Origin of the sequence: Streptomyces sp. CA-179760 (assembly GCF_050937045.1) — a bacterium.
GTDB lineage: Bacteria > Actinomycetota > Actinomycetes > Streptomycetales > Streptomycetaceae > Streptomyces.
The window spans coordinates 3,097,914-3,114,448 of sequence record NZ_JBNJLZ010000001.1; the positions used below are offsets into that span (position 1 = coordinate 3,097,914).

Genomic DNA, 16,535 nt, shown 5'->3' on the forward strand with positions numbered 1-16,535 from the left:
CTCCTGCGTGCACGCCACCGCGGCTGTCCCGCGTGGGGGGTCATCCCAGGAGGGACGAGCGGGACTGCTCCTCCGGAAGGGGCCGGGTGTCGAGGTAGAACCACTCGGCGTCGGCGGTGGGCCAGGGCGACGGCTCCCCCGCTCCGGCCGGCTCCTCGCCCATGGCGGCGACCGACCGCCTGGGCAACGGCCCGGTGGCCGGGGCCTCCCCCACGGACGCGGCGGTACGGGACCCGGCCGGTCCGGTCTGCTTGGCCTCCCCGGGCATCAGCAGTTCCACCCGGAGCCCCAGTCCCCGCTGCTGAGCGGTGAACTCCTCGACCTGGTTGCGGCAGGCGTGGTCGAGGTGCGTCACGCCGGTCAGGTCGAGCCGGATCCGCGGCTTTCCGGACGCGGCGGCCGCCTCCAGCGCCTCGATCACCTTCGGCAGGCGCAGGAACGTGGCGTTGCCCGCCATCACGACCTTGGCCGTGTCCTCCTCCATGTGCTGGCGGATCACGGTCTGCGACATGCGCAGCGCGGCCAGCACGATCCCCGCGGCGACGCCGAACAGCACGCCCTCCAGCAGCGCGGTCGCCACGATGACCAGCGTGGTCAGCGTCATCACCGCGAACTCGCCCCGGTCCTGCCGCCACATCTTCGGGAACTCGGCGGGCGCGAACAGCTTCCAGCCGCTGTGCACGAGGACTCCGGCGAGCACGGAGATCGGGATCAGGGCGAGCACCTGCGGCAGCAGCAGCGCGAACGCGAGCAGCCACAGGCCGTGCAGCGTGCGGGAGAGCCGGGTCTTGGCCCCGGCCTGGACGTTCGCCGAACTGCGCGCCACGACCGCGGTGATCGGGAGTGCGCCGAGGACGCCCGCGACGGTGTTGCCGACGCCCTGGGCGACCAGCTCGGTGTTGTAGCGGGTGCGCGGGCCGCTGTGCATCCGGTCCACGGCGGCGGCCGTGAACAGGCTCTCGGCGGACGCGATGACCGTGAAGGTGAGGATGGCGGTGATGATCGCCCCGTCGGTGAGCGCGCCGAACTGCTCCGCTCCCGGCAGGTTCACGGACGCGAGCAGATTGCCGACCTGGAGCGTCTTCACGTCCACGCCGGGCAGCGCGGCGACGAGCATGCCGATGCCCACGGCGACCAGTGCGGCCGGGATCTTCCCGGCCGGACCGGGCACCTTCTTCCACACGAAGCTGAGCACGATCGTGACGATGCCGAGCAGGGTGGCGATCATCGCCTGCGGGTTCGTCAGGATGCCGGCCAGCAGCCCGGGAATGCCGGCCATGTTCTCGATCGCCGCGCCGGGGGCCTTGGCGTCGGCCATCGGATAGACCTGGCTGAACATCAGCGGCACGCCGATGCCGGCCAGCATGCCCTGGACGACGGCGACCGAGGTGGCCTGGAACATCCGGCCCAGTTTCACCAGCCCCAGGACGATCTGCAGGATGCCGGAGAACAGCACGATCACGCCGAGCATGGCCACGCCGACGTCGGCGACGGTGTCCGCCACGAGCGCGGCGAGCCCGGCGGCCGGCCCGCTGACCTGGAGCGTACTGCCCTTGACCGCGCCGACGACCAGGCCGCCGATCACCCCGGAGATGATCCCCAGCTCGGCCGGAACCCCCGAGGCGACGGCCACACCGATACACAGCGGCAGCGCGACGAGGAAGACGACGAGCGAGGCGGTGATGTCGGTGACGAGGTCAGCCTTGGCCCCGGCCTTGCCTCCCGCCCCCTTCGCGCCCCCCGTCACCATCCGGACGAGCCCGCCCAGCCCGCCTTCCCCGGCACGCCCTGCCGGACCGCCGGCAGAGCCGCCGCCTGCCGGGCCTACGCCGGGACCGCCCCCTGCCGGGCCTACGCCGGGGCCGTCCCTATGCGGGCCCGCGGCGGGACCGCGTAAGGCCGGACCTCCGGCAGGCCCACGCCCCGGGCCTGCGCCAGGACCGCCCGATGCCGGTCCTCCGGAAGGCCGACCCGCCACCAGACCTCCACCAGGGCCACCCCCCGGACGGGCCCCGGGCTCCCCCGCCACGCCTCCCGGCGGCCCGTCCATCGCACCGGCCCGCCAGTCCGAGGCACCCCCTGCGAAGCCACCGGACCGCCAGTCGCCCCCACCTTCTGAAGGACCACCCGGCCCCCAGTCAGCGACAGCATCCGAAGCCCCGGCAGGCCCCCGGCTCCCGGTGCCCTCCCCGGGACTGCCCGGCACCCAGCCCGCAGGACCGTCCGCCCCCCAGCCGGCGCCGCCCTCCGAACGACCACCCGCCCCCCAATCGGCGGCGGCATCCGCCGATCCGGCCGACCCCCAACTCCCCGTCTCCTCCCCGGGACCGCCCGCCCCCAGCCCGCGGCAGCCCCCGTCGCAGGACCGCTCACCCCTCTGCCGGTCCCACCCTCCGAACGACCACCCGCCCCCCAATCCGCTACAGACTCCGAAGCCCCGGCCGACCCCCAACTTCCCGTGCCCTCCCCGGATCCACTCGACCCCCAGCCCTCAGCGCCTCCCATCGAATCGCCGGGCCCCCAGTCAGCGACACCCCCGGCCGACCCCCAACTCCCCGTGTCCTGCCCCGGACCACGACCGCTGCTCCCCCAGTCCGAAACACCCCCCTGGGCCCCGGCCGCTCCCGGATCCGCCGTGCCTCCCCCCGGAGCGGCCCCCCGGCCACCCCGTGCGGCAGCACCCCGTCCCCGCGCGTGCGCCCCGCTCACGCGGCATGCACCTGGAACGTGCCGTCGTCGCCGCGTTCGTACACGAACCCCGTGTCGACCTCGTAGTACCAGCCGTGCAACCGCAGCCGGCCCGAGTCGAGCCGCTGCCGCACCACCGGGTGACTCCGCAGTGCGGCGAGCTGGTTGACGACGTTGCCCTGGGACACCTCCGGCAGGGACGGGTCGTCCGGCGCGGTCTCCAGTACGGACGTCAGCTCCGGGCGGGCGATGCGGAGCCAGGCGTCGACGCCGGGCAGCGCGGACAGGTCGTCGCCGGACTTCAGCGCGCCCATCGCACCGCAGTGTGAGTGACCGCACACCACGATGTCCTGAACCCCGAGCACCTCCAGTGCGTACTCGATGGTGGCCGCCTCTCCGGAGGCCCCGGGCCGTCCGTAGGGCGGCACGATATTGCCCGCGTTGCGCAACTCGAATATCTCGCCGGGCCGCGCGCCCGTGATCAGTGCTGGAATGACCCGCGAATCCGAGCAGGTGATGAACAACACCTCCGGATATTGCCCATCGGCCAGTTTCCGGTATTCGCCGCTGTCGAAATCGATGCGCGTCCTGAACGTGCGGGCCCGATCGAGCAGTGCCTTCAACTCCGCCTCCTGAGCTGGGGTTTCTTTCTCTGCTCCCCACCGTAGACGGCCGACCTACAGAGGAAGGTTAAGCGAACTCCAGAGCCCGGCCAGGAATTGAACATTCTTTGCCCCGCATATACAGACGAACGGTCGTCTTGTAGCGTGTGAACTCCAGGGCAGAGAATGCGAATTCACGCTGCCCGGATTCATGTCGGCTCACGGAGAGACAGGACGTATGGGCATACGAGTGCTGCTCATCGAGGACGACGAGACGATCGCCGAGCCGCTCACCGAGGGGCTCGGCCACTTCGGACTGACGGTCGATCATGTCGCCACGGGCACGGACGGGCTGAGAGGCCCGTACAACGACGTCGTCCTGCTCGACCTGGGACTGCCGGACATGGACGGCATCGACGTCTGCCGGGGCATCCGGCAGGTCTCGGACGTCCCCATCGTCATCCTCAGCGCACGAGGCGAGGAGGCCGACCGCGTACTGGGCCTGGAACTGGGCGCCGACGACTACCTGGCGAAACCTTTCAGCGTGCGAGAGCTGGTGGCCCGGGTCCGAGCGGTGACCCGGCGCACGCAGCGCACCCAGGGGGCGTTCCCGGAGCCGCCGGCCGCACCGGGCACACCGGCCACCCCCGACACACGGCGACAGCCACTGCCACAGCCGTCGTACGAACCGACCCCCGCACTCTCCTACGAGCCTCCCGCCACGGCCTCGTACGACCCCGCCCCCGATCCCCCGCACGACCCGGGCCCGCTCGTGGTGGACCGCCGCACCCGCCAGGTCTGGGTGGGCGAGGTCCCCGTCCTGCTCACGCCCAAGGAGTTCGACCTGCTGGCGCTCCTCAGCGAGGACCCGGGCGCGGTCTACTCGCGCCAGCAGATCCTGGACCGCGTCTGGGACCCGCACTACGACGGCCCGACCAAGACGCTGGACGTCCATGTGGCCGCGCTTCGCCGCAAGCTGGGGCATCCGGCGTGGATCAGGACGCTGCGGGGCGTCGGCTTCCGGCTGTCCGTGCACACCGGGCCGAACGCCGCGCAGGTGGCCTCTCCGTGACCCGCCGGCTGCTGCTCAGCTACCTCAGTCTCGCCGCGCTGGTGCTGCTCTGCCTGGAGATCCCGCTGGGCTTCGTCTACTCGCGCGGGGAGCGGGAGCGGGTGGTCAACGCGGCGAAGGACGAGGCCGAGTCGGTCTCCGCGTACGCCGCGCTGTCCCTCGCGGCGGGGCGGGCCGAGCGGGACCTGCCCAAGCGGGTGACGCACTGCGCGCAGCGCATCGGCGGGAAGGTGGTGATCGTCGACGCCTCGGGCGCGTCGCTCGCCACCTCCCACCCCAGGGACCCCGCGATGTCCGGCAATCTGGCCGCTCGGCCGGGCATCGCGGCGGCATTGCGCGGCACCTCGACGGTGGACGTCCGCACCTCCACCATCGGCGGCGTCGAGTACCTGTCGGTGGCGGCGCCGGTCGGCCAGGAGGCGCGGCCGGTGGGCGCTGTGTGGCTGACGGTGCCCACGCGCATGGTGCACGAGCGCGTCCACCACGTGTGGTTGCTGCTCGCGCTGGGCGGCTTCGCCGTGCTGACGGCGGTCACCGCGGTCGGCTTCGCCTTCGCCCGCTGGACGGGCCGCCCCATCCGCGAACTGGAGGAGGCCACGCACGAGCTGGCCGAGGGCGGCGGCCGGTTCACCCCGGTGACCATCACGAAGGGCCCGCCGGAGGTCCGCAGCCTGGCCGCCGCGTTCAACCACACCGCGGCCCGGTTCGCCCATCTGCTCGCCTCCCAGCGGGCGTTCGCCGGCGAGGCCTCTCATCAGCTGAAGACGCCGCTGGCGGCGCTGCGGCTGCGCCTGGAGAACCTGGAGCCGGACATCGCCGCCCGGGCCCGGGGCAGCCTCACGGCCGCCATCACGGAGACGGACCGGCTCGCCCGGATGGTCGAGCACCTGCTGGCGATGGCCCGGCTGGAGGAGCACGCGGCCATCCCCGCCACCGTCGATCTGGGCGCGGTCTGCGCGGAACGGCACCGCACCTGGCAGCCGTTGTTCGCGCGGGAGGACGTCTCCCTCGTGCTCTTCGCGGGGAGCGTGGGCCCGGTGCTCGCGGTGCCGGGAGCCGTCGAGCAGATCATGGACAACCTGCTCTCCAACGCGCTGCGGGCGTCCCCGGCCGGCAGCACCGTCACCATCGAGCTGCGTCTGCAGGCCCCCTCCCGCCGGGCCCTGCGGGACAGCCGCCCCCGCTGGGTCGACCTGCACGTCACCGACGAGGGCCCGGGCATGACTCAGGAGCAGCGCGCCCGCGCCTTCGACCGCTTCTGGCGCGCCCCGGGCGCTCCGAAGGGCGGCACGGGGCTCGGCCTCGCCCTGGTGCAGCGGCTCGCTCATGCCAGCGGCGGCGAGGCGGCCCTGCACGCGGCGGCGACGGGCGGCCTGGACGTGGTGATCCGCCTCCCGTCCGTACTCCCGCCGGTCGAGGGCCCCGGGCCGGGCGGTGACCGGTCGAGAAGGCCGAGACGGGAGGCGCCGGCGCTGCCCGCCTAAGGCCCGTCCCGCACATGGCACAGCCGGCACACAGCATGCCGTCCCGCGGCCACAAGTTGTCCATGCCCCGTCAACCCCGCCCCCATAGCGTCCTTTCCGCCTCCCCCCACGCACAACCCTGCCGTCGACCGCCGGCAGGGCGGTACGGCACCTCCTGGAGTGAGAGTGGAACGTCGTAGCCTGCTGCGTGCGGCCGTCATCGGCGGCACTTCGGCCGCGTTGGGCGGAACCCTGTGGCGCGGCGCCGCCTACGCGGCCCCGGCCCAGCCCGGCACCGGCCCCTACGGGGCGCTGGGTTCCCCGGACACCAACGGCATCAGACTCCCCAGCGGCTTCACGAGCCGCGTGATCGCCCGCTCCGGCCAGCAGGTCGGGAGCACGTCATACACCTGGCACAACGCCCCGGACGGCGGTGCCTGTTACGCCGACGGCACGGGCTGGATCTATGTCTCCAACTCCGAGATCAACCCGTCGGGCGGCGCGAGCGCGGTCAAGTTCTCGTCGACCGGCACGATCACCGGCGCGCACCGCATCCTGTCCGGCACCCGCCAGAACTGCGCGGGCGGCAAGACGCCGTGGAACACCTGGCTGTCCTGCGAGGAGGTGTCCCTCGGCTACGTCTACGAGACCGACCCGTGGGGCACGAACGCGGCGGTGCAGCGTCCGGCGATGGGCCGCTTCAAGCACGAGGCCGCGGCCGCCGACCCGGTGCGCAAGGCGATCTACCTGACCGAGGACGAGACCAACGGCCGCTTCTACCGCTTCGTGCCGGCGACCTGGGGCAACCTGTCGTCCGGCACCCTCCAGGTCATGGTCGCGGGCAGCGCCGCGAGCGGCTCCTTCACCTGGGCCGACGTACCCGACCCGGACGGCTCCCCCACGGCCACCCGTTCCCAGGTCTCCGGCTCGAAGTCCTTCAACGGCGGCGAGGGCTGCCACTACGCCAACGACACCGTCTGGTTCACGACCAAGGGCGACAACCGCGTCTGGCAGATCGACCTGCTGAACAACACGTACGAACTGGCCTACGACGACTCCCTCGTCAACGGCACGGCCCCCCTCACCGGCGTCGACAACATCACCGGCGCCTCCTCCGGTGACCTCTTCGTCGCCGAGGACGGCGGCAACATGGAGGTCTGCGTCATCACCCCGGACGACGTCGTCGCCTCGTTCCTGCGCATCGACGGCCAGTCGGGCTCGGAGATCACGGGCCCGGCGTTCTCCCCTGACGGCACCCGCCTGTACTTCTCCAGCCAGCGCGGCACGAGCGGCAGCTCCTCGGGCGGCATCACGTACGAGGTGAAGGGCCCGTTCCGCTCGTAGTCGCACGACTGGACTTCACACAATCATCACAGAATGGTCACCCAGCCCTCATCAAGGGCTTCCGGGTCCTACGGTCATCCCCTCACGTAACACCTCCGGGGGATGACCATGACCAATCCGTACGGCAACCCGCACAACAACCCGTATCCCGCACCGCCCGCGCCGCAGCCCGCACGCCCGGCGCCCCGCTGGGCCAGGAAGCGCTACATGCTGCCCGCCCTGGGCCTGGCCCTGCTCATAGGCGCGGGCATCGGTGCCGGTGGCGGCGAGACGACGAACGACGCGAAGCCCGCGGCCGCGAAGCCGCAGCCCACCGTCACGGTCACCGCGACGGCGACGGCCACCGCGACACCGCAGGCGAAGAAGCCGGAACCCGCTCCCACGGTCACCGCCACCAAGACCGTCAGGGCCACCACCACCGTCACCGCCCGGCCCGCGGCCGGCGGCGGCTCCGGCGACAGCGGCTCGGACGACGGCGGTTCCGGCGGCACGGACGTCTACTACGCCAACTGCAGCGCCGTCCGGGCCGCCGGTGCCGCCCCCATCAGCCGTGGTGAGCCGGGGTACGCCTCGCACCTGGACCGTGACAACGACGGGGTCGCCTGCGACACGTGACCCCGGCGGGCCGGTGACCATCGGTGCGTCCGGCCGTTCCTCCGGTTGGGCAGCTCGTACGGGCTGCCCGGCCGACGGAAGGAACATCACCGTGGACACGACCGTGCCCGCCCCCGACGCCCAGCCCGTGCTGCCGCGCGCCGAGTGGGTCAAGACGCTGCCGCAGACCATCGTCGCGTCCTGCGTTCTGCTCCTCGACGCCGAGGACCGGATCCTGCTGCTGCGCTACGCCGGGCACCAGCCCGGCGCCGGGCTCTGGGGGCTGCCGGGCGGCATGCTCGACCACGGAGAGGACCCCGTCGGTGCCGCGCGCCGGGAGCTGTACGAGGAGACCGGTATCCTCCTCGACCGGGACCCCCGGCTCATCGGCTACGACCACCGGGCCGACGTGAACGGCACGGGCCCGGTCATCGACTTCTACTTCCACGGCGGCCGCCTCCCGGCCGAGCTGTCGGTCATGCGCAGCGCGGAGCACGACGACGACGGCCTGTTCGCCCTGAGCGACCTGGAGTCCTCCCCGCTGACGAACCAGCCGGCGACCCTGACCGCCCTGCACACCGCCGCACTGACCGGCACCGCCGTATGCCTGCGGGAAGGCCTGCCCCAGTAGGGCGGCACCTCCGCACAAGGTGCCGCCCTCGTCCTCCTCCGTAGTCCGGAGCCGCCGCGATCGGCTTGGTCGGGGACCGCGACGGCTCCGGAGCCTGGGTGGCCCTGAGGCGGGCCGCGGGTCTAGCGGTGGTCGCTGCCCTGCGACTGGACCGCCGCCCGGCCCGCCTCCAGGCGGGCCACCGGGATGCGGAACGGGGAGCAGGAGACGTAGTCGAGTCCGACCTCGTGGAAGAAGTGGACCGACTCCGGGTCGCCGCCGTGCTCGCCGCAGACGCCGAGCTTGAGGTCGGGGCGGGTCTCGCGGCCGGCCTTGGCGGCGAGCTTCACCAGGGAGCCGACGCCGTCCCTGTCGATCGTCTCGAACGGGGAGACACCGAAGATGCCCTTCTCCAGGTACGCCGTGAAGAACGAGGCCTCCACGTCGTCCCGGCTGAAGCCCCACACCGTCTGGGTCAGGTCGTTCGTGCCGAAGGAGAAGAACTGGGCCGCCTCGGCGATCTGACCGGCGGTCAGGGCGGCGCGCGGCAGCTCGATCATCGTGCCGATGGACAGCTTGAGCTGCGCGCCCGAGGCCGCCTCCACCTCGGCGATGACCTGGTCGGCCTCCTCGCGCACGATCTCCAGCTCCTGCACCGTGCCCACGAGCGGGATCATGATCTCGGCGCGCGGGTCGCCCTTGGCGGCCTTGCGCTCGGCCGCGGCCTCGGCGATCGCCCGGACCTGCATGGTGAACAGGCCGGGGATGACCAGGCCGAGCCGGACACCGCGCAGACCCAGCATGGGGTTCTGCTCGTGCAGCCGGTGCACGGCCTGCAGCAGGCGCAGCTCGTTCTCGTGCGGCTCCTGGCGGGACTCGGCGAGGGCCACCCGGACGGACAGCTCGGTGATGTCCGGGAGGAACTCGTGCAGCGGCGGGTCCAGGAGGCGGACGGTGACCGGGAGGCCGTCCATCGACTCGAAGAGCTGGACGAAGTCCTGCTTCTGGAGCGGGAGCAGCTCCTTGAGGGACTCCTCGCGCTCGTTCTGGGTGTCGGCCAGGATCAGCCGCTCCACCAGCTCGCGCCGGTCGCCGAGGAACATGTGCTCGGTGCGGCACAGGCCGATGCCCTGGGCGCCGAAGCGGCGGGCCCGCAGCGCGTCCTCGGCGTTGTCCGCGTTGGCGCGCACGCGCAGCCGGCGCTTGCGGTCGGCGAAGGCCATCATCCGGTGGACGGCCTCGACGAGCTCGTCGGCGTCGTCGGCACCCGGGTGCATCCGGCCCTCGAAGTACTCCACGACCGGCGAGGGCACGACCGGCACCTCACCGAGGTAGACCTTGCCGGAGGAGCCGTCGATGGAGACGACGTCGCCCTCCTCGACGACGTGCCCGCCCGGGACGGTCATCCGGCGGCGCTTGGTGTCGACCTCCAGGTCCTCGGCGCCGCAGACACAGGTCTTGCCCATGCCGCGCGCGACGACGGCCGCGTGGGAGGTCTTGCCGCCGCGCGAGGTGAGGATGCCCTCGGCGGCGATCATGCCGTCCAGGTCGTCGGGGTTGGTCTCGCGGCGGATCAGGATGACCTTCTCGCCGGAGCGGGACCACTTGACGGCGGTGTAGGAGTCGAAGACGGCCTTGCCGACGGCCGCGCCCGGGGAGGCGGCGATGCCGCGGCCGACCTGCGAGACCTTCGCGTCCTCGTCGAAGCGCGGGAACATGAGCTGCGCGAGCTGGGCGCCGTTGACGCGGGTGAGCGCCTCGGCCTCGTCGATCAGGCCCTGGTCCACGAGCTGGGTCGCGATGCGGAAGGCCGCGCCCGCGGTGCGCTTGCCGACACGGGTCTGGAGCATCCACAGCACACCGCGCTCGATGGTGAACTCGATGTCGCAGAGATCCTTGTAGTGGTTCTCCAGCGTCTCCATGATCTGCATCAGCTGGTCGTACGACTTCTTGTCGATCTGCTCCAGATCGGCGAGCGGCACGGTGTTGCGGATGCCCGCGACCACGTCCTCGCCCTGCGCGTTCTGCAGGTAGTCGCCGTAGACGCCCTGGTGGCCGGAGGCGGGGTCGCGGGTGAAGGCGACGCCGGTGCCGGAGTCGGGGCCGAGGTTGCCGAAGACCATGGAGCAGACGTTGACGGCCGTGCCCAGGTCGCCGGGGATGCGCTCCTGACGGCGGTAGAGCTTGGCCCGGTCGGTGTTCCAGGAGTCGAAGACCGCGTGGATGGCGAGGTCCATCTGCTCGCGCGGGCTCTGCGGGAAGTCCCGGCCGGCCTCGGTCTTGACGATCTTCTTGAACTTGGTGACGAGCTTCTTGAGGTCGGCCGCCTCCAGCTCGGTGTCGACCGTGACCTTCTTGGCCGCCTTCGCCGCCTCCAGCGCGTCCTCGAAGAGCTCCCCGTCGACGCCGAGGACGGTCTTGCCGAACATCTGGATGAGGCGGCGGTAGGAGTCCCAGGCGAAGCGGTCGTCGCCGGCCTGCTTGGCGAGACCCTGCACCGACTTGTCGGAGAGGCCGATGTTGAGGACGGTGTCCATCATGCCGGGCATGGAGAACTTGGCACCCGAGCGCACCGACACCAGCAGCGGGTCGTCCGCCTGGCCGAGCTTCTTGCCCATGCGGGCCTCGAGCGCGTCGAGGTGTGCACTCACCTCGTCACGCAGTGCCGCCGGCTCCTCGCCGCTGTCGAGGTAGACCTTGCAGGCCTCGGTGGTGATCGTGAAGCCAGGCGGGACCGGAAGGCCCAGGTTGGTCATCTCGGCGAGGTTCGCGCCCTTGCCACCGAGGAGGTCCTTGAGGTCCTTGTTGCCCTCGGTGAAGTCGTAAACGAACTTCACGCCCTCAACGCTCGCGGCCTGCTCGGCTACCGGGAGATCTTTGTTTTCCGACACGGGTCTCGACTCCTCGAGGACGCGGTGGCTGCCCTGACGGCGAGGAACATACCCAGATCGAAGGCGTCTGGGTACGTCCATGCGCGCGTCATGCGCCTGTAACCACTCGTCCGCCAGCGGATCGAAAGTCAAGGCTTGGCAAGCAATCACAGCCGCATGTGTTCACTTCTTGAACGCATGAACCTCCGTTTGAGCCTACCGAGCGCTCACATGAGCGGCGTTCGCACGCCTGAGTTCGATCGATGAACGATCAAAGCGTGGCACTCAGTGCCACCCCTTGGAGAAGTGCAGCCGCTCAAGATCCGCTCATCTGAGCGCAACCCTTATCAGAGGTGGCGAGAATCACGCTGCCACAGCCAGCCGGATTTCACCATGCGGACGGGTGACGGGGGCGAAATGTCCCTGTCACACCCCGAGCGCCCGCAGCCGCTCCTCGACCCGCTCGGGGGCGTACAGATGCTCCACGACCATCGCACCCGCTCCCACCAGCCCCGCACGCTCGCCCAGCCGTGAGGTCACCACGTCCAGGTGGGCCGTGGAGCGGGGCAGCGCCCGCTGGTAGAGAAGTTCGCGCACACCCGTCAGGAAGGGAGTTCCGGCCAGATCCCCGGCGATCATCAGCACGCCGGGGTTCAGCAGGGTCACGACGGTCGCCAGCACGTCCCCGACCCGGCGCCCGGCCTCCCGGGCGAGACCGACCGCTTCGGGGTGCCCGGACGCCAGCAGGTCCCGCACATCCGAGCCGGAGGCCGCCGGCACCCCGGCCTCCGCCAGCCGCCGCGCCACCGCCCCGCCGCTCGCGACGGCGGCCAGACAGCCGTACGAACCACACCGGCACAGAGTCTCGGCGCCCTCCGGCACCCGGATGTGCCCGATGTCCCCGGCGCCCCCGTCGATGCCCCGGAACACCGAGCCGTCCACCACGACCCCGGCGCCGATGCCGGTGGAGACCTTGACCAGCACGAAGGCGGAGCAGTCGGGGTAGCCGGTGCGCTGTTCGCCGTACGCCATGAGGTTGGCGTCGTTGTCCACCAGCACGGGCACGGCGGCGGCGCCGGTGTGCTCGGTGAGCGCCCGGGCCAGCCGGGCCCTTATGCCGTAGCCGTCCCAGCCGGGCATGATCGGCGGCTGGACGACGCGGCCGGTCTCGGTGTCGACCGGGCCGGGCACCGCGAGCCCGACCCCGCACACCGACGCGGCCGGGCAGCCCGCCTTCTCCAGCAGCTCGGCGAACCAGCGGCCGAGTTCACCGAGCGCGGCGTCCGGCCCGTCCTCGACGACCAGGGTGCCGGAGTGCTCGGCGAGGATCTCGCCGCTCAGCGACAGCACGGCCGCCCGCGCGTGCCGGGTGTCGAGGTCGGCGGCCAGGACGACGGCGTGCTCGTCGTCGAATTCCAGGGTGATGGAGGGGCGTCCGCCCAGCGGGGAGTCCACCGGCCCCCCGGCGCCTTCGCGCAGCCAGCCCGCGCGGAACAGCCGGTCGAGCCGCTGCCCGACGGTGGCCCGGGACAGTCCGGTCGCCTGCTGCAGAGCACCCCGGGTCACGGCGCGGCGGCTGCGCACCAGTTCGAGCAGTTCGCCGGCGCTGGCCTGGCCGGCGCCTCGTCCCGCCCTCTGTCCCGTTCTCCCGGGCTGTCCGGTCATGCCCACCCCCTTGTGTTTCCCAACCTTGCCTTACATAGTGGGTTTTGCGTGTTAAATAGACGTAACCCCACGGTAGCCGCAGCCGAACCGGCCGGCCGGACGTCTTTTCGGAGAGCCCCGAGTGGACCGCACCGCCCAACGCGCCCTACGTCCCACGGGACGCACCGTTGCATACGATCCGTCGAGTACCGCGCCCGGTACCGCGCCGCCCCTGCACGTCAGGGCCGCCGCCGTGCTGGAGGCCGGCTGGACGGGGACGTCCACGGTGCCCTCGCGCAGCCTGTATCCCCACCAGTGGTCGTGGGACTCGGCGTTCATCGCGATCGGCCTGCGGCACGTCTCACCGTTACGCGCCCAGACGGAACTGGACACGCTGCTGGCGGCACAGTGGGCGGACGGGCGGATCCCGCACATCGTCTTCAACCCCTCCGTCCCGCTCGACGCGTACTTCCCGAGCCCCGACTTCTGGCGCTCCTCGACCGCGGGACGTACCGCGGGCGCCCCGCGCACCGTACAGACCTCCGGGATCGTGCAACCACCGGTCCACGCGCTGGCCGCGTGGCTGGTGCACCTCGCCGACCCGGGTCTGTCGCGGGCGCGCGGCTTCCTCGCCCGGGTGTATCCCCGCCTCGCGGCCTGGCACCGGTATCTGCTGCACCGGCGCGACCTGGGCGGGGGCGGGCTGGTCTCCGTCGTGCACCCCTGGGAGCAGGGTATGGACAACAGCCCCTGCTGGGACCGTCCGTTGTCCCGGGTCACCCCGGCCCCGGCCCGTTCCTTCCGCCGCGCCGACCTCGACCACGGCTCCCCCGAAGGCCGTCCGACGGATCTGGACTACGGGCGGTACGTGCGGCTGGCGAACGACTACCGGGACCGCGGATACGCCGACGGGGCGGGGGAGTTCGCCGTGGAGGACCCGGCGTTCAACGCCCTGCTCATCGCCTCCGAGTACGCCCTGGCCCGGATCGCCCACGAGCTGGGCGCGGCGGGGTCGGCCCGGCAGGCCCGCGCCGAGCGGCTGACGGCGGCCCTGGTGGAGCGGCTGTGGGAGCCCGCCGCCGGGATGTTCCTGTGCCGGGACGTGCGCGCCGGGGAGCTGATCCCCGAGCGCGGGGTCTCCGGGCTGATCCCGCTGCTGCTGCCGTCGCTCCCGCGCGACCTCGCGGCCGGCCTGGTCCGCACGATGTGCGGCCCGCACTTCGGTCTCGGCGGCACCACCCGCCTGGTGCCCAGCTACGACCTGCTCGGCGAGGCCTTCGACCCGCACCGCTACTGGCGCGGCCCGGCCTGGATCAACACCAACTGGCTGCTGGAGGGCGGTCTGCGGCTGCACGGTGATCGCGGCCGGGCCGACGCCCTGCGCAAGGGCATCCTGCACACCGCCGGCGCCTCCGGCTTCGCGGAGTACGTCGACCCGTACACGGCACAGGCCTGCGGCGCCACCGGCTTCGGCTGGACCGCCGCGCTCACGCTCGACCTCCTGCACGACCGGCCCGCAGGGGACAGAAACGGCGTCACGGCGATCAAGGGAGGGGACAGGGGATGACGGACCGGCATCATCTGCTCGTGCACGGCGGGACGTTCGCCGCCGTGGGGGACCGCGGCGACATCAGCGGCTACCGGGGCGGCAGCGCCCCGGACGGAATGTTCGTACGGGACGCACGGCACCTCAGCCGGTGGCAGCTCACGGTGGACGGGGCCGTGCCCGACACGCTGACACCGGTGGCCGACGGGGACACCGCGCGCTGCGTCCTCGTCCCGCGCGGCGGCCGCGACGAGCCGCCCGCCTGCACGCTCTTCCGTGAACAGGCCGTCGGCGACGCCTCGTTCGTGGAGTCGCTGCGCATCACCAGCAACCGCCCGGCTCCGACGACGGTCCGTCTCGCGGTCACCGCCGACGCCGACTTCACCGACCAGTTCGAGCTGCGCTCCGACCACCGCACCTACACCAAGGCCGGTGCGGTCCGCTCCCGCCAGGTCCTCGGCCACGGCGTGGAGTTCACCTACCGGCGCGGCGAGTGGCGCTCGTGCACGACGGTGACGGCCGAGCCCCAGCCGGACGCCGTGGAGGAGACCGGCACCGGCGCCCGCCGCCTGGTGTGGACCCTGGAGCTCGCACCGCACGGCACCGCCGAGCTGGTCCTGCGGGTCATGGCCCGACCGCACGGCGAGAAGCGGGCCCTGCGCGTACCCCGCTCCCCCGCCGCCGTGCGGGAGCACCTGCTCGCCCGCGAGGGCGAGTTCGTCGAGGGCATGGCCTTCCCGACCGGCTGGCCGGAGCTGGCCGCCGCCTGCTCCCGGGGTCTCGCCGACCTCGCCGTGCTCCAGATCCCGGCGAAGGGCCCGGACGGCGAGGAACTGCGCGTCCCGGCCGCCGGCGCCCCCTGGTTCCTGACCCTGCTGGGCCGGGACGCCCTGCTCACGTCGCTGTTCGCGCTGCCCTACCGGCCCCGGCTGGCCGCCGCCACCCTGCCCGCCCTCGCCGCGACCCAGGCCACGGAGGCCGGCACGAACGAGGTCGCCCAGCCCGGAAAGATCGTGCACGAGGTGCGGCACGGCGAACTGGCCCACTTCGGCCAGGTCCCCTACGGCCGCTACTACGGCTCGGTCGACGCCACGCCGCTGTTCCTCGTCCTCCTCGGCGCCTACACGGAGCAGACCGGCGACACCGCCCTGGCCCGCCGCCTTGAGCCGCACGCCCGCGCCGCGGTCGGCTGGATGCTGGACCACGGCGGTCTGACCTCGCGTGGGTACCTCGTCTACCGCGCCGACCAGGGCGGCCTCGCCAACCAGAACTGGAAGGACTCCCCCGGCGCCATCTGCTCCGCCGAGGGGACCCGCCCCCACGGTCCGGTGACGGCCGCGGGCGCCCAGGGCTACGCCTACGACGCGCTGCGCCGCACGGCGTGGCTCGCGCGCACGGTGTGGCAGGACGGGACGTACGCGGCCCTGCTGGAACAGGCGGCCGGTGACCTGCGCGACCGTTTCCAGCGGGACTTCTGGATGGCGGAGCACTCCTTCCCGGCCCTCGCGCTCGACGGCCGCGGCGACCAGGTCGACGCCCTCGCCTCCGACGCCGGGCATCTGCTCTGGTCGGGCCTGCTGGACAAGGAGTACGGCGAACAGGTCGGCCGGCGCCTCCTCGAACCGGACTTCTTCTCCGGCTGGGGCGTGCGCACCCTGGCCGCCGGCCAGCCGGCCTTCCACCCGCTCTCCTACCACCGCGGTTCGGTCTGGCCGCACGACAACGCGCTGATCGCGCTGGGCCTGGCCCGCTACGGACTGCACGACGAGGCCCGCGCGATCGCCCGCGGCCTGGTCGACGCGGCGACCGCGACCGGCAACCGGCTCCCCGAGGTCCTCGCGGGCTACGGCCGCGACACCCACCCGGAGCCGGTGCCGTACCCGCACGCGTGCGTACGCGAATCCCGCTCGGCCTCGGCCCCGTTGGCGCTGCTCACGGCGGTCGGGGGCGTCTGAGGGGCGGTTGACGGGACGGCCGGCCGGACGGTTGGCCGGTCGTTTGCCGGGTGTTTGCCGAGCGCTGGCCCGGCGGGCTGAACACACCTGGTGGGCGCCCCGTACGGAACGGAGGCGGACCCGACCCCCCACGCGGGTCCGCCACCT

Annotated in this window: 11 protein-coding genes; 7 read left to right on the top strand and 4 right to left on the bottom strand. The window is 72.4% G+C overall.

The window, feature by feature from the left end:
• Window positions 1–40: 40 nt before the first annotated feature.
• Window positions 41–1,750: a SulP family inorganic anion transporter gene (locus tag ACQEV8_RS13875; protein ID WP_432959982.1), complete on the bottom strand. Its 1,710-nt coding sequence runs from the start codon at window positions 1,748–1,750 to the stop codon at window positions 41–43.
• Between the two features lie 955 nt (window positions 1,751–2,705).
• Window positions 2,706–3,311 carry a carbonic anhydrase gene (locus ACQEV8_RS13880; RefSeq protein WP_432959984.1) on the bottom strand — a complete coding sequence of 202 codons (606 nt, stop codon included), beginning with the start codon at window positions 3,309–3,311 and terminating at the stop codon, window positions 2,706–2,708.
• A 217-nt stretch (window positions 3,312–3,528) separates the two neighbouring features.
• Between ACQEV8_RS13880 and ACQEV8_RS13885 the strand changes: the two genes are divergently transcribed.
• From ACQEV8_RS13885 to ACQEV8_RS13905, 5 genes are all read left to right on the top strand, one after another.
• Window positions 3,529–4,362: a response regulator transcription factor gene (locus ACQEV8_RS13885; RefSeq protein ID WP_432959987.1), complete on the top strand. Its 834-nt coding sequence runs from the start codon at window positions 3,529–3,531 to the stop codon at window positions 4,360–4,362.
• A complete protein-coding gene (locus tag ACQEV8_RS13890) occupies window positions 4,359–5,846 on the top strand; it encodes a sensor histidine kinase (RefSeq protein WP_432959989.1) in 1,488 nt (495 codons plus the stop codon). Before ACQEV8_RS13885 ends, ACQEV8_RS13890 begins: the two co-directional genes overlap by 4 nt.
• 165 nt (window positions 5,847–6,011) lie before the next feature.
• Window positions 6,012–7,169, top strand: a complete 1,158-nt coding sequence (locus ACQEV8_RS13895; RefSeq protein ID WP_432959991.1) for an alkaline phosphatase PhoX — start codon at window positions 6,012–6,014, stop codon at window positions 7,167–7,169.
• Window positions 7,170–7,277: 108 nt separating this feature from the next.
• Complete coding sequence (locus ACQEV8_RS13900) at window positions 7,278–7,784, top strand: excalibur calcium-binding domain-containing protein (RefSeq protein ID WP_432972681.1); 507 nt, start codon at window positions 7,278–7,280, stop codon at window positions 7,782–7,784.
• 91 nt (window positions 7,785–7,875) lie between these two features.
• The gene (locus ACQEV8_RS13905; protein ID WP_432959993.1) at window positions 7,876–8,394 is read left to right on the top strand and encodes an NUDIX hydrolase; all 519 of its coding nucleotides are present in this window, start codon (window positions 7,876–7,878) and stop codon (window positions 8,392–8,394) included.
• 122 nt (window positions 8,395–8,516) lie between these two features.
• Here the strand turns inward: ACQEV8_RS13905 and ppdK are convergent, their stop codons facing one another.
• Window positions 8,517–11,264 carry a pyruvate, phosphate dikinase gene (ppdK, locus tag ACQEV8_RS13910; RefSeq protein ID WP_432959995.1) on the bottom strand — a complete coding sequence of 916 codons (2,748 nt, stop codon included), beginning with the start codon at window positions 11,262–11,264 and terminating at the stop codon, window positions 8,517–8,519.
• A gap of 405 nt (window positions 11,265–11,669) precedes the next feature.
• Window positions 11,670–12,908, bottom strand: a complete 1,239-nt coding sequence (locus tag ACQEV8_RS13915; protein ID WP_432959997.1) for an ROK family protein — start codon at window positions 12,906–12,908, stop codon at window positions 11,670–11,672.
• Between the two features lie 121 nt (window positions 12,909–13,029).
• On the opposite strand from ACQEV8_RS13915, the gene ACQEV8_RS13920 reads away from it, so the two are divergent.
• On the top strand, window positions 13,030–14,454 hold the full coding sequence (locus ACQEV8_RS13920) for an MGH1-like glycoside hydrolase domain-containing protein (RefSeq protein WP_432959999.1): 1,425 nt from the start codon (window positions 13,030–13,032) through the stop codon (window positions 14,452–14,454).
• Window positions 14,451–16,388 carry an amylo-alpha-1,6-glucosidase gene (locus ACQEV8_RS13925; RefSeq protein WP_432960001.1) on the top strand — a complete coding sequence of 646 codons (1,938 nt, stop codon included), beginning with the start codon at window positions 14,451–14,453 and terminating at the stop codon, window positions 16,386–16,388. The genes ACQEV8_RS13920 and ACQEV8_RS13925 overlap by 4 nt, the downstream gene beginning before the upstream one ends.
• The last annotated feature ends 147 nt before the right edge of the window (window positions 16,389–16,535 follow it).